At 64.0% G+C, this 13602-nt stretch carries 10 protein-coding genes and 2 pseudogenes; 7 read left to right on the top strand and 5 right to left on the bottom strand.

Going from position 1 to position 13602, the window contains the following annotated elements; all coding sequences use genetic code 11:
• The first annotated feature begins 9 nt into the window (after positions 1-9).
• From BMW76_RS35190 to atzF, 7 genes and pseudogenes are all read left to right on the top strand, one after another.
• Positions 10-1077, top strand: coding sequence for a putative urea ABC transporter substrate-binding protein (locus tag BMW76_RS35190; RefSeq protein WP_177200580.1), 1068 nt, complete (start codon positions 10-12; stop codon positions 1075-1077).
• 30 nt (positions 1078-1107) lie between these two features.
• A pseudogene (locus tag BMW76_RS35185) lies at positions 1108-1922 on the top strand (ABC transporter permease).
• Positions 1919-2692, top strand: a complete 774-nt coding sequence (locus BMW76_RS35180) for an ABC transporter ATP-binding protein (protein ID WP_090873437.1) — start codon at positions 1919-1921, stop codon at positions 2690-2692. Before BMW76_RS35185 ends, BMW76_RS35180 begins: the two are co-directional and overlap by 4 nt.
• A 36-nt stretch (positions 2693-2728) precedes the next feature.
• Positions 2729-3445 (top strand): urea amidolyase associated protein UAAP1, encoded by a 717-nt coding sequence (locus tag BMW76_RS35175; protein WP_177200579.1) that lies wholly within the window; start codon positions 2729-2731, stop codon positions 3443-3445.
• A 12-nt stretch (positions 3446-3457) separates the two neighbouring features.
• Complete coding sequence (locus BMW76_RS35170; RefSeq protein ID WP_090873436.1) at positions 3458-4102, top strand: urea amidolyase associated protein UAAP2; 645 nt, start codon at positions 3458-3460, stop codon at positions 4100-4102.
• 209 nt (positions 4103-4311) lie between these two features.
• Complete coding sequence (uca, locus tag BMW76_RS35165; RefSeq protein WP_090873435.1) at positions 4312-7923, top strand: urea carboxylase; 3612 nt, start codon at positions 4312-4314, stop codon at positions 7921-7923.
• Positions 7924-7962: 39 nt separating this feature from the next.
• Positions 7963-9764 (top strand): annotated as a pseudogene (gene atzF, locus BMW76_RS35160) (allophanate hydrolase).
• Positions 9765-9874: 110 nt separating this feature from the next.
• Here atzF and BMW76_RS35155 read toward each other — a convergent pair.
• The 5 genes from BMW76_RS35155 to BMW76_RS35135 all read right to left on the bottom strand — a co-directional run bounded on the left by BMW76_RS35155 (position 9875) and on the right by BMW76_RS35135 (position 13516).
• Complete coding sequence (locus BMW76_RS35155; protein WP_090873434.1) at positions 9875-10363, bottom strand: OsmC family protein; 489 nt, start codon at positions 10361-10363, stop codon at positions 9875-9877.
• Between the two features lie 57 nt (positions 10364-10420).
• Positions 10421-11353, bottom strand: a complete 933-nt coding sequence (locus BMW76_RS35150; RefSeq protein ID WP_090873433.1) for a 2-hydroxyacid dehydrogenase — start codon at positions 11351-11353, stop codon at positions 10421-10423.
• A 120-nt stretch (positions 11354-11473) separates the two neighbouring features.
• Positions 11474-11983, bottom strand: a complete 510-nt coding sequence (locus BMW76_RS35145) for a DUF1697 domain-containing protein (protein WP_090873432.1) — start codon at positions 11981-11983, stop codon at positions 11474-11476.
• Positions 11984-12145: 162 nt separating this feature from the next.
• Positions 12146-12967, bottom strand: a complete 822-nt coding sequence (locus tag BMW76_RS35140; protein ID WP_090873431.1) for an alpha/beta fold hydrolase — start codon at positions 12965-12967, stop codon at positions 12146-12148.
• Positions 12968-13315: 348 nt separating this feature from the next.
• Positions 13316-13516 (bottom strand): hypothetical protein, encoded by a 201-nt coding sequence (locus tag BMW76_RS35135; protein ID WP_090873430.1) that lies wholly within the window; start codon positions 13514-13516, stop codon positions 13316-13318.
• Positions 13517-13602 lie beyond the last annotated feature (86 nt).

Genomic DNA, 13602 nt, shown 5'->3' with positions numbered 1-13602 from the left:
GTCAACCTCATGCGCAAGCTCCGTTTTTTCGCCGCTGCCGCCGTCGCTCTCTCCCTTTGCATTTCCACTCCGTCATTCGCTCAAGCCCGCAAGGACTTCAAGGTCTGCTGGACCATCTACGCCGGCTGGATGCCGTGGGGCTATGCGAAGACGCAGGGCATCATGTCCAGATGGGCGAAGAAGTACGGCATCAATGTCGATGTCGTGCAACTGAACGACTACATCGAATCCATCAATCAATACACGGCCGGCAAGTTCGACGGCTGCGCGATGACCAACATGGACGCGCTGACCATTCCGGCAACGGGTGGCGTGGATAGCACAGCGCTCATCGTCAGCGACTATTCGAACGGCAACGACGGCGTGCTCATCAAGGGTACGGGCAAGAGAGTCGCCGATCTCAAAGGCCAGTCCGTCAATCTCGTCGAGCTCTCCGTCTCGCACTATCTGCTCGCGCGCGCGCTCGAATCGGCCGGAATGAGCGAGCGCGACATCAAGACCGTCAACACGTCGGACGCCGATATCTCCGGCGCATTCGCCACGCCCACGGTGAGCAACACGGTCACATGGAACCCGATGCTCGCCGATCTGAAGGCAAAGCCGAACGTGACCGAAGTATTCGATTCGAGTCGCATTCCGGGCGAAATCATGGACATGATGGTCGTCAACACGAAGACGCTGCAGGACAACCCGGCGCTCGGCAAGGCGCTGACGGGTGCGTGGTTCGAGATCATGCAGCTGATGCACGGCACGTCGCCCGACAGCCAGTCCGCGCTCACGTCGATGGCCAAGGCGTCGGGCACCGACCTCGCCGGCTACAAGGCGCAACTGTCGACCACGGCACTCTTCTACACACCGCAACAGGCGCTCGATTTCGCCACGAGCCCGAACATGCCGAAGATCATGACGCGCGTCGCGCAGTTCTCGTTCGATCACGGCCTGCTCGGCAAAGGCGCGTCCAACGCGGGTGCGGTCGGCATGGCATTCGACAACAACGTGATCGTCGGCAGCAAGAGCAATCTGAAGCTGCGTTTCGATCCGACCTATGTGCGCATGGCCGCGCAAGGCAAGCTGTAAACGCCGCTTCATTCTGACCAGGAGAGGCCCATGCGGCTCATCAACCGACATCCTGGCCGCACCGGCAGTCTGATGCTGTTGCTGCTGCCCTTCATCGTGCTGATCGCGGTGTACTTCACAGGCTCGTCGCTGCGGCTGCAGGCGAACCCCGACGACAAGCTGTTGCCGAGTGCCGCACAGATGAAGGACGCGCTGCACGAATACGCTTCACGGAAGACAAACGCACGGGCGAATACATGATGTGGGACGACACCGTGTCGAGCATGAAGCGCCTCGGCATCGGTCTCGTCGCAAGCGCCGCGCTCGCGCTCGTGTTCGGCATCGTAACGGGCAGCATCCCGCTCGCGAGCGCCACGCTGTCGCCGTTCATCACCGTGATATCGATGATTCCGCCGCTTGCGGTATTGCCGATTCTCTTCATCGTGTTCGGGCTCGACGAGTTGTCGAAAGTCGTGCTGATCGTGATCGGCATCACGCCGATGATGATTCGCGACCTGCAACAGCGCACGCGCGAAATTCCCGAGGAGCTATGGATGAAAGCGCAAACGCTCGGCGCGTCGAGCTGGACACTGATCGTGCGCGTGATCGTGCCACAATTGCTGCCGCGCCTACTGATCGCATTGCGGCTTGCGCTGTGTTCGGCGTGGCTCTTCCTGATCGCGGCAGAAGCGATCGCATCGACGGACGGGCTCGGCTATCGCATCTTTCTCGTGCGCCGCTATCTCGCGATGGATGTGATCCTGCCGTACGTCGCGTGGATCACGCTGCTCGCGTGGCTCATCGACGAAGCGCTGCGCCGCGTCACGCGATGGGCGTTCCCCTGGTACAACGGGGGCCGCGCATGATCGAGATCCGCAACCTGTGGAAGCAGTACGACGATCAGGTCGTGCTCGAACGGCTGAATCTGCGTATCGCGGAAGGCGAGTTCTGTTCGATGGTCGGCGCATCGGGCTGCGGCAAGTCGACGTTTCTGCGGCTGCTGCTCGGCCAGGAACATCCGACGCGCGGCCAGATCCTGCTCGACGGCGAACCGCTGCCGGCCGAGCCGGACCCGCATCGCGGCGTCGTGTTCCAGCGTTATTCGGTGTTCCCGCACCTGAGCGTGCTGTGCAACGTGATGCTCGGCCTTGAACTGCCGCATGCGCCCTTCACGGGAAGACTGTTCGGCGCACGCCGTCGTCTTGCACGCGACGAAGCCGCCGCGATGCTCGCGCGCGTCGGCCTCTCTGATTCGCTCGACAAGTACCCGCATCAGCTGTCGGGCGGCATGCAGCAACGCCTGGCGCTAGCACAGGCGCTCGTGATGAAGCCGCGCGTGCTGCTGCTCGACGAACCCTTCGGCGCGCTCGATCCCGGCATCCGGCGCGACATGCACGAACTGCTGACCGCGTTGTGGCGCGAAGCGAGACTGACCGTCTTCATGGTCACGCACGATCTGAAAGAAGGCTTCACGCTCGGCAGCCGCGTGCTGGTGTTCGACAAGGTGCGCGTCGATCCCCAGGCACCGCAAGCCTACGGCGCGCGCATCACTTACGACATTCCGCTCGAACGCAACGGCGTACGCGACCCGCACGCGGCCACGGCGATTCCGCCGCTGCTTGCCGTGCCCGCATGAACCGTGCGCTCCACGCGAATACAACAAGGACACGAGATGAACGATATCAACGCCTCATTGCTGGAAGAAACCGTGCCGGGCGGCGGCCACGCGTCGCTGATCGTCAGGCGCGGCCAGTTGCTGCGCATCACCGACCTGCGCGGCGGCGCGAACGTCAGCATGCTGCTCTTCAATGCCGCTGAAAAAAGCGAACGCCTCAATCTGCCCGACACGCTCAAGTGCCAGCACACCGCGAAGCTGACCAAGGGTCATTGCCTCTATTCCGACATGGGCCGCGCGCTCGCCGCGATTGTCGCGGATACGTGCGGCTGGCACGACACGCTCGCGGGCGTTTCGAACGCTGCGGAAGTGCTGGAGAAGTACGGACAGGGCCGCTATCAGGAGTTGCGCAACGCGTTCCATCGCAACGGCGCGGACAACCTGCTCGTCGAACTCGGCAAATGGGGGCTTGGCGTTGCGGATCTGCTGATGACGCTCAATCTCTTCAGCCGCGTCGACGTGACCGATGCAGGCGCGCTCAGTCTCGCCGCGGGCAATTCGAAAGCGGGCGATTACGTCGAACTGTATGCGCCGATGAACACGCTCGTCGTACTGACGGCGATCCAGCATCCGCTCGACCCGAACAGCGAATACGCGCCGAGGCCCGTGAAGCTCACGCTGCACGCCGCCCACCCGCAAGTGGCGGAAATCTGCCGCACGTCGTGCGACGAAAACGCGCGCGGCTTCATCAACACCGAACGATTCTTTCTCTGATCACAGCGCACCATGACGACACAGACACTCACAGCCAGCACGCTCGATTCCGCGAACGCGGTCTTCCGCGCGACATTGCCTGCGGGCGAGCCGTGGCTCAAGGAACTGAAGGCGGGCCAGACACTGCGCATCCGCGACCTCGAAGGCAATCAGGCGATCGATACGCTGTTCTACAGCCTCGCCGATCCGCGCGAGCGCTACGACGCGCAACGCACGCTGCGCCGCCAGAACAGTCTTTATCTGACGACGGGCACCGTGCTCTATTCGAATCTCGGCAACCCGATGCTGACCATCGTCGCCGACACGTGCGGACGTCACGACACGCTCGGCGGCGCGTGCGCGCAGGAAAGCAATACCGTGCGCTATGCGCTGGAAAAGCGCTACATGCACAGCTGCCGCGACAACTTCCTGCGCGCCTGCGCGCACGACGGCCGGCTGTCGAAACACGACATCGCCGCCAACATCAACTTCTTCATGAACGTTCCCGTGACATCCGAGGGCGGCCTCACATTCGAAGACGGCATTTCCGCGCCGGGCAAGTACGTCGAACTGCGCGCCGAAATGGACGTGATCGTGCTGATCTCGAACTGCCCGCAGTTGAACAACCCGTGCAACGCGTACAACCCCACTTCCGCGGAGCTGACGATATGGAACTGACCGCGCTGCGTCGGTGGCTCTACACGCTGATGAAGGTTCGCGCCGAGCGTTTCTTGCCGATCGACCGCGCTTCGCGCCGCGTTGAACGGCACGCGCGCCACTGAACGCTGCTCGCTCCGAAACGCGAAAGCGAAGCGGCCTGCCGTGGACGACCTCGGCACGCATCTCCACGTGGCGGGACGACCCGCCCACGCATTGAACATCCACTCATGTTCGATAAAGTCCTCATTGCGAATCGCGGTGCGATCGCCTGCCGCATTCTGCGCACGCTGCGCGAGCTGAACGTCGAAGGCGTGGCTGTCTATAGCGAAGCTGATCGCGCAAGCCGTCACGTCAGTTTCGCCGATACCGCATGCAGTCTCGGCGACGGCGCAGCGAGCGCAACTTATCTCGACGTCGCGAAGATTCTCGACGCCGCGCGCGCGCACGGCGCGCAGGCGATTCATCCGGGCTACGGCTTTCTGTCGGAAAACGCTGCGTTTGCCGAGGCTTGCGAAGCCGCGGGCATCGCGTTCATCGGACCGACGCCTGCGCAGTTGCGCGCATTCGGCCTCAAGCACACGGCTCGCGCGATCGCCGCCGGACAAGGTGTGCCGATGCTCGAAGGCACTGGCCTGCTCGACGATCTACGTGCGGCATTCGAAGCGGCCGAACGCGTCGGTTATCCCGTGATGCTGAAAAGCACGGCGGGCGGCGGCGGCATCGGCATGCGCGTGTGCCGCTCCGCCGAAGAGCTTGCGGCGCAGTTCGATATCGTGAAGCGCCTCGGACAGAACAATTTCAGCGACGCGGGCGTGTTCCTCGAAAAGTACATCGAGAAGGCGCGGCATCTCGAAGTGCAGATTTTCGGCGACGGCAAAGGCGCGGCGATCGCGCTCGGCGTGCGCGATTGTTCGGTGCAGCGGCGCAATCAGAAAGTGCTCGAAGAAACGCCCGCGCCGAATCTGCCCGACGGCGTCGAAGCCGCACTCTGCGATGCCGCGATCGGGCTTGCGCAAGCGGTCGCCTATCGCTCGGCGGGCACGGTCGAATTCGTCTACGACAGCGATGCCGCGCGCTTCTATTTTCTCGAAGTGAATACGCGTTTGCAGGTCGAGCACGGCGTCACGGAGCAGGTGTGGGGCGTCGATCTGGTGCGCTGGATGATCGAGCTTGCAGCAGGCACGCTTGCGCCGCTCGACGTGCTGTCGCGCGACCTGAAACCGCAAGGGCATGCGATCCAGGCGCGCCTCTATGCCGAAGATCCGGGCCGTGATTTCAAGCCCTGCCCGGGGCTTTTGACCGATGTGTCGTTTCCGTCAGCCGATGGCCGCGCATTGCGCATCGATACATGGATCGAAGCCGGTTGCGAAGTGCCGCCGTGGTTCGATCCGATGCTCGCAAAGCTGATCGCCTGGCAGCCGACGCGCGATGCCGCACGCCGCGCGCTCGACGCAGCACTCGAGGCCTCGCGCATCTATGGCGTCGAAACGAACCGGGACTATCTGCGCCAGATTCTCGCTGACGCACCATTCGCAAGCGGCCATCCGTGGACGCGCTGTCTCGACGGTTTGCGCTATCGCGCATCGACGTTCGAGGTGCTCGGCGGCGGCACGCAGACCACCGTTCAGGACTATCCGGGGCGTCCTGGTTATTGGGCCGTGGGCGTGCCGCCTTCGGGCCCGATGGACGATCGCGCATTGCGCCTCGGCAATCGCCTGCTCGGCAATGACGCGCAAGCGGCCGCGCTCGAAATCACGATGAGCGGGCCCATGCTGCGCTTCAACGCGGACGCCGTCGTGGTCGTCACGGGCGCGACGCTGCCCGTCATGCTCGACGACATCCCGCAACCGATGAACACGACGTTCTTCGTCGCGGCCGGTTCGACGCTCGCGCTCGGCACGATACGCGGCGCAGGCGCGCGCGCCTACCTGTGCGTCCGCGGCGGTCTCGACGTCGCGCAGTATCTGGGCAGCCGCAGCACGTTCACGCTCGGGCAGTTCGGCGGACATGGCGGGCGGGCGCTGCGCGCGGGCGACGTGCTGCATCTGCATGCGCTGGCCGATCGCGCCGCGGGCGCGACGTTGCGTGCATCGCTCGCACGGCGCCTCGACGATGTGCGCGTGCTCCGTGTGGTCTACGGTCCGCATGGCGCGCCCGAATACTTCAACGCGCGCTATATCGAACGGTTTCTCGATACGGACTGGGAGATCCACTTCAATTCGAGCCGCACGGGTGTCAGGCTCATCGGTCCGAAGCCCGAATGGACGCGTGCCGATGGCGGCGAAGCGGGTCTGCATCCGTCGAACATTCACGATAATCCGTATGCCGTCGGCGCGATCGATTTCACGGGGGACATGCCCGTCATTCTCGGCCCCGACGGTCCGAGCCTCGGCGGATTCGTCTGTCCCGTCACGGTGATCGAAGCGGACCTGTGGCAGATCGGCCAGCTCAAGGCAGGCGACAAGGTGCGCTTCGTTCCCGTCGACATCGCGACGGCGCGCGCAGCGGCACGCGCGCGTGCCATGGAAATCGAAACACTCGCAGAACAGACGCTGCCGACGCGCACTGCAAATTCGGCGCAACTGCAATCGCCAATTGTGCTGAACGTCGGCGAAGGCGACGAGCGGCTCGTCGCGCGTCTTTCCGGCGACACGCATCTGCTGCTCGAAATCGGCCCGCCCGAACTCGATCTCGTGCTGCGCTTTCGCGGCCACGCATTGATGCAATCGCTCGAAGCGTTGCAGTTGCCCGGTGTCGTCGATCTCACGCCCGGCATCCGCTCGTTGCAGGTTCACTATCAGCCGGAGCAATTGCCGCTTGCCGCGCTGCTCGAACACGTCGCCTCGACATGGCAGCGCGTGCTGCTGCAAAAGGATTTGCGCGCGCCGTCGCGCGTCGTGCATCTGCCGCTGTCGTGGGACGACCCCGCTTGCCGGCTCGCCATCGACAAGTACATGACCACGGTGCGCAAGGATGCGCCGTGGTGTCCGAGCAATCTGGAGTTCATCCGGCGCGTCAACGGCCTCGACTCGATCGATGCCGTCAGGCGCATCGTGTTCGACGCGAGCTATCTGGTGATGGGCCTCGGCGACGTCTATCTCGGCGCACCCGTCGCGACGCCGCTCGATCCGCGCCATCGGCTCGTGACGACGAAGTACAACCCGGCCCGCACATGGACGGCGGAAAACTCGGTCGGCATCGGCGGTGCGTATCTGTGCGTGTATGGCATGGAGGGGCCGGGCGGGTATCAGTTCGTCGGACGCACACTGCAAATGTGGAACCGCTATCGCGCAGTGGCGGATTTCGCGGGACGTCCGTACCTGCTGCGCTTCTTCGATCAGATCCGCTTCTACGAAGTGAGCGCCGACGAGTTGCTGCGCATCCGCGAAGCCTTTCCGCTCGGGCGTTATCCGCTGAAGATCGAAGAGACCGAACTGTCGCTCGCGGACTATCAGGCGTTTCTCGCACGCGAAGCCGGCGAGATCGCACAGTTCCGCGCGCGCCAGCAGGCTGCGTTTCAGGCGGAGCGCCAACGCTGGCACGAAGCGGGCAGCAACGAAGACGCGCTCGAACCGCCCATCGCAGCCGACGCCGACATCGCGCCGCTCACCGACGGCCAGATTGCCGTCGATAGCGAAATCGCGGGCAATCTGTGGCAAGTGCGCGTCGAGCCCGGCGCGACTGTCGAGGCAGGCGACGTGCTGCTCATCATCGAGTCGATGAAGATGGAGATCTCCGTCATTGCGCCGTGTGCAGGCACCGTCGGCGAGGTTCATGTCGCGCCGGGTTCGCCCGTTCGCGCGGGGCAGCGCGTCGTCGTGATCGAACAGCGCACCTGACACGGCATTCCCTATCAACGCTTCCAAGGAACCACCGGGATGAATTCATTCGATCTGCGTCTGCCCGCGTTGCGCGCCGCGTACCGCGAAGGCCGCACGACGCCGCGCAGGCTGATCGGCGCATTGCGCGAGCGCGCGCGGCGCTGAACCCCGACTATCACCTCTTCATTCACCTGCTGTCCGATGCGGAAATAGAGCCGTATCTGGCGGCGCTGGACGCAAGCGCTATCGATGCGTTGCCGCTTTACGGCGTGCCGTTCGCATTGAAGGACAACATCGATCTCGCAGGCGTTCCGACGACGGCCGCTTGCCCCGGTTTTGCCTACACGCCGGACGAATCGGCGACGCTCGTTGCACAACTGATCGCACTCGGCGCGGTGCCCATCGGCAAGACGAATCTCGACCAGTTCGCGACGGGACTCAACGGCACGCGATCGCCGTATGGCAAATGCCGCAACAGCGTGCATCCCGCGTATCCGTCGGGCGGATCGAGCGCGGGTTCGTCGCTGGCCGTCGCGCTCGGCGTCGCGGGCTTCGCGCTCGGCACCGATACGGCGGGTTCGGGCCGCGTACCCGCCGCGCTGAACAACCTCGTCGGCACGAAGGGGACGAAGGGTTTGCTGTCGACCGCGGGCGTCGTGCCTGCGTGCCGCACGCTCGATTGCGTGACGTATTTCACCGCGACCGCGAGTGAGGCGAGCGAACTGCTTGCCCTGACCGCCCGTTACGATCCGACTGACGCCTACAGCCGCGTCAACCCGCAATGGAACGACGCGGCGGCGTTCGGCGAAATCACGCGCTTTCGCTTTGGCGTGCCGCGTCAACTCGAGTTTGCGGGCTGTGACGAAAGCCCCGCACTGTTTGCGCGGGCACGCGCGGCGCTCGAAGCGATCGGCGGCGAAGCCGTCGAGATCGATTTCACGCCTTTCGTCGAAGCAGCGCGCCTGCTCTATGAGGGCCCATGGGTCGCCGAGCGCTATAGCGTGGCGGGTGCGCTGTTGGAGTCGCAACCCGGTGCCGTACTGCCCGTGATTCGCGACGTGCTTGCGAACGCGCCTGGCGCCACAGCCGTCGATGCGTTCCGCGCGCAGTACAGGCTTCAGGCGTTGAAGCAGCGTTGCGATGCCACACTCGCCGAACTCGATTGCGTGCTGACGCCGTCCATTCCGCGCGCGGTGACGCTCGCTGAACTCGAGCGTGATCCTGTCGGTGCGAACTCGCTGCTCGGGCATTACACGAACTTCATGAATCTGCTCGACTATGCGGCTGTCGCGACGCCCGCAGGGTTCATGCGCAACGGCCTGCCATGGGGCGTGACGCTGTTCGGCCGTGCATTCACGGATCAATACCTGCTGAGCATCGCCGATGCCTTGCATCGCAAGCTCGCCGTGCCGTTGATCGGCGGCGCGCCGCAGGACGCGGATGTGCCCGCACGCGCCGCGCATCACGACAGGATGAAGCTCGTCGTGTGCGGCGCGCATCTCGAAGGGCTTGCGCTGAATGGGCAGTTGACGGCGCGCGGCGCGCGGCTCGTCGAAGCGACGGCGAGCGCGCCGCGCTATCGGCTGTATGCGCTCGCGGGCGGTCCGACGCAGCGCCCCGGCATGACGCGCGATACGGCAAACGGTGCATCGATCGCTGTCGAAGTGTGGGAATTGCCGAGCGCCGAACTCGGCTCATTTCTCGCAGGCATTCCGGCGCCGCTCGCGCTGGGCAAGATCGAACTTGCGGATGGCCGCTGGGAAACCGGCTTCGTTTGCGAAGCCGGCGGCCTCGACGCCGCCACCGACATCACGCAATACGGCGGATGGCGCGCGTGGCTAAGCAGGCTCCGTCAGTGACGGGTTGCGCATAGTCACGCTTCCGATCGGACACTGCCCGCGATGCGCCTGAACGGTCCAGTCCGGGCAGTGAAGCGACGTGTAGCCACCTGAGCAATGTCGATACGCGATTAGTCGTTTGACGCTGCGTCGAAGCTCCAGCTTCCCTCGACGTCGATCACCGTCTTCACCGAGTTCGCCAGAAAACACGCATCGTGCGCGAGATGATGGAGATGGTGAAGCGCATCATCGCTCGGCGCTTTCGAGCCCGCAAATGCAACGGCCGGCTTCAGCACGACTCGCGTCACTACGTCCTTGCCCGCTTCGTTCTTTGCCATCGTGCCCTCGGCTTCGTCCCGATACGAGGTCACGACGTAACCCTCGCCCGCTGCAATCGACAGAAACCACAGCATGTGACAACTCGACAATGCCGCGACGTACGCCTCTTCGGGATCGACACCCGCCGGATCGGAGAACGGCACGCGCACCACGTGCGGCGAACTCGATGCGGGCACGACCGCGCCGCCGTCGAACGTCCAGCGATGCGCGCGGCTATAGCGGTTGTCGGTGAACGGGCTGCCGTTGTTGCTCCATTCGATCAGTGCCGTATGTTTGGCCATATACGTGAGGTCCTCGCGTAGTGAGTAATCCAATAAGCGTCAGCCGATAAGCGTCAGTCAGATGGGCGTGAGCACGTCCTGGCCCGCGAAGTGACGCGTGGCGTTCGCGATGAAAGTATCGACGCAGGCCGCGTTCGCTTCCGGCGACGTGCCCGCCACATGCGGCGTCAGCACGACATTGTTCAGATGCAGCAGCGACTGCGGCGGATGCGGCTCGCTTTCGTACACGTCGAGCCCCGCTCCCGCGATGACGCCATTCTTCAACGCATGCGCAAGCGCATCCGTATCGACGACGCTGCCGCGCGACACGTTGATGACAAAGCCCGTCGGCCCCAACGCTTCGAGCACGTGCGCGTCGATCAGATGATGCGTGAGCGCGCCGCCCGGCGTCGCGACGACGAGATAGTCGCTCCAGCGCGCGAGATCGCGCAGGTTGTCGAAGTAGCGCAGTGTCACGCCGTCGCGTGGCTTGCGATTGTGATACGCGACGTCGATATCGAAACCAGCCGCGCGGCGCGCCACCTTCTCCCCGATATGTCCAAGACCGACGATACCGAGCCGCTTGCCCGACACCGAAGGCCGCAGCGGCAACGCATCGCGCCAGATGCCTTCGCGTGTCGCGCGGTCGCGCTGGGGCACATCGCGCACGACAGCCAGCAGCAATGCAAATGCATGATCGGCGACGCAATCGTCGTTAGCGCCCGCGCCGTTCGTGAGCACGATGCCGCGTGCGCGCGCATGGTCCGTCGCGATGTTCTCGTAGCCCGCGCCCAATGCGCTCACCAGTTCGAGCGCGGGCAACCGGTCTATTTCATCGGCGCTCAGACCTGTGGTGCCGTTGGTCAGCACCACGCGAATCGCAGCACCGTGCTTCGCGATCGAATCGGCGCGCGCTTCGTGCGTGGGCGCATAGAGGATGTCGAACGAAGCGGCGATGCGCTCTCGATTGTCGTCGGGAAGGGAAGTCAGTACGAGCAGTGACGGTTTCATGAGCGGGACGCGAGCAGGAAACGGGAAGCGCTGCAAGAGATGTGCTGCAACGAAGTACTGGCAACGCGCAGTGTAGCAACAAGCCGCATCGGCTGCAGCGGGCCGGGCCATCGCCCGCCATCATTGCGCGGCCCATTCGGCGAGCGTCGCGATCGTGTTGATATTGCGCGCGGTCCCTGTTTTCGCAGCGGGAATTTTTAGTTTCGAGTTCGCCATCCCTTCGCCGTAATGCACATAGATTTCCTGCTTGCCGAGCGCGACCTTTTCGTCGCGCTGACCGGTCATGTGTTCGAGCGTATCGGCGGGCGGCGGGCCATCGAGAAAGATCGCGACGGTGCGGTTCGGCGCTTCGTCGCTGAACGGATTGGCGCGCAGCACGTCAGCCATTTCCTTGCCCGTGCGGATCAACACGCCCACGGGCTTGCCCGCGTAGGCTTCGAGTCGGCTTTCGAGCGCGGCTTGCACCGCGCGCCTCGCGAGCCTGCTTTCGAACACGACATTGCCGCTCGCAATATACGTGCGTACGCCGATGAAACCCGCTTCTTCGCACATCCGGCGAAGCTCGGTCATTGGCAGCTTGCCGGTGCCGCCGACATTGACGGCCCGCAACAGCGCAACGTAGGTGGTCATGTTCCGTTCATGGAGTCGCGATGGATGCGATGTTATCGCGTCGGAAACGAAGCGCAAACGCCGGCGTATTCCGTATCGCGCGACAGACCGTGCCGCTTGAATAAAAAAGCGGCGCATCCCGCAAGAGGATGCGCCGCCATCGCATACGGTCCGCGTGCGCGCCTAGCTGTTGATGAACGCGAGCAGATCGGCGTTGATCTTGTCCGCCTCCGTCACGCACATGCCGTGCGGGCTGCCCTCGTAGACCTTGAACGTCGCGTTCTTCACGATCTCCGCGGACATCCTGCCGGCGGCGTCGATCGGCACGATCTGATCGTCGTCGCCGTGCAGGATCAGCGTCGGCACATCGAACTTCTTCAGGTCTTCCGTGTAGTCGACTTCAGAGAACTCGCGGATGCACAGGTACTGGCCGTGAATGCCGCCCGCCATGCCCTGCGCCCAGAACGCGTCGATCGTGCCTTGCGACACCTTTGCGTTCGGACGGTTGAAGCCGAAGAACGGCATCGCGAGGTCCTTGTAGAACTGCGAGCGGTTGTCGGCGACGCCCTTGCGAATGCCGTCGAACACGTCCAGCGGCAAGCCGCCGGGATTCGCTTGCGTCTTCAACATCAACGGCGGCACCGCGCCGATCAGCACCGCCTTCGCGACGCGCTTCGTGCCGTGACGGCCGATATAGTGCGCGACTTCGCCTCCGCCCGTCGAATGCCCGACGAGCGTCGCGCCCTGGATATCGAGTGCATCGAGCAGCGCGGCGAGATCGTCGGCGTAGGTGTCCATGTCATTGCCGCTCGACGGCTGGCCCGAGCGGCCATGTCCACGGCGATCGTGTGCGATCACGCGAAAGCCCTTTTGCAGCAAGAACAGCATCTGCGCATCCCATGCGTCCGCATCGAGCGGCCAGCCATGCGAGAAGACGACGGGACGGCCCGAGCCCCAGTCCTTGTAGAAAATCTGCGTGCCATCCTTCGTGGTGATCGTGCTCATTGAACTTCGCTCCTTTAGGTGGTGACACATTGAGGTGGTGACACATTGCGCCGCCGATGGGGCGGGTGGATCGACAGGAAAGCAATGAGTGAACGCGCTTCGCACCGATGCGCGCACAATCATCCATCAACATCGTTTCGATCATCGACGCCGATGGTACAGCGCGACAAGACTCTCTTCAGCAGAGGGTCCGCGCGGCCAGACGGGACCGTGGCGCGCCGCGAAAAGACGCGCCGGAGGGAAGGCACATAGAAGCTGTGGCCCGCTATCGGAGCCAGTCCCTTTCGCCTTGTTTCGACTCGATGAAGAGGCGCAATGCTTGCCGGCCTGCTTTGACGCGGAGTGCCGTCAATGCTCATTCCTGGGCGCAGCATTGGCAACCGCGCCGTCTTGCGCGACGAGCGTTTGCATCTGCGCGGGCGCGTCCACGCCGCCCGTTTCCGTATCGTCGTGATGGGAGACGATCGTCTTCACACCGGCTTCGGCAGCGGGTGTCGCGACATAGGGAATGAAGGCCGAGATGGCCATCACGATGACGTAAGTGAACATGACGCTGCCCCTGTTCTTTTCAGGCATGAGGAGGCGCACCGGGATGCCGGTGCGCGCAGACAGATCGTCGCCCGCTCACGGCGAAG

The sequence above is a fragment of the Paraburkholderia diazotrophica genome (assembly GCF_900108945.1).
GTDB classification, from domain to species: Bacteria; Pseudomonadota; Gammaproteobacteria; order Burkholderiales; family Burkholderiaceae; genus Paraburkholderia; species Paraburkholderia diazotrophica.
This window is presented reverse-complemented; position numbering and strand designations above follow the sequence as displayed.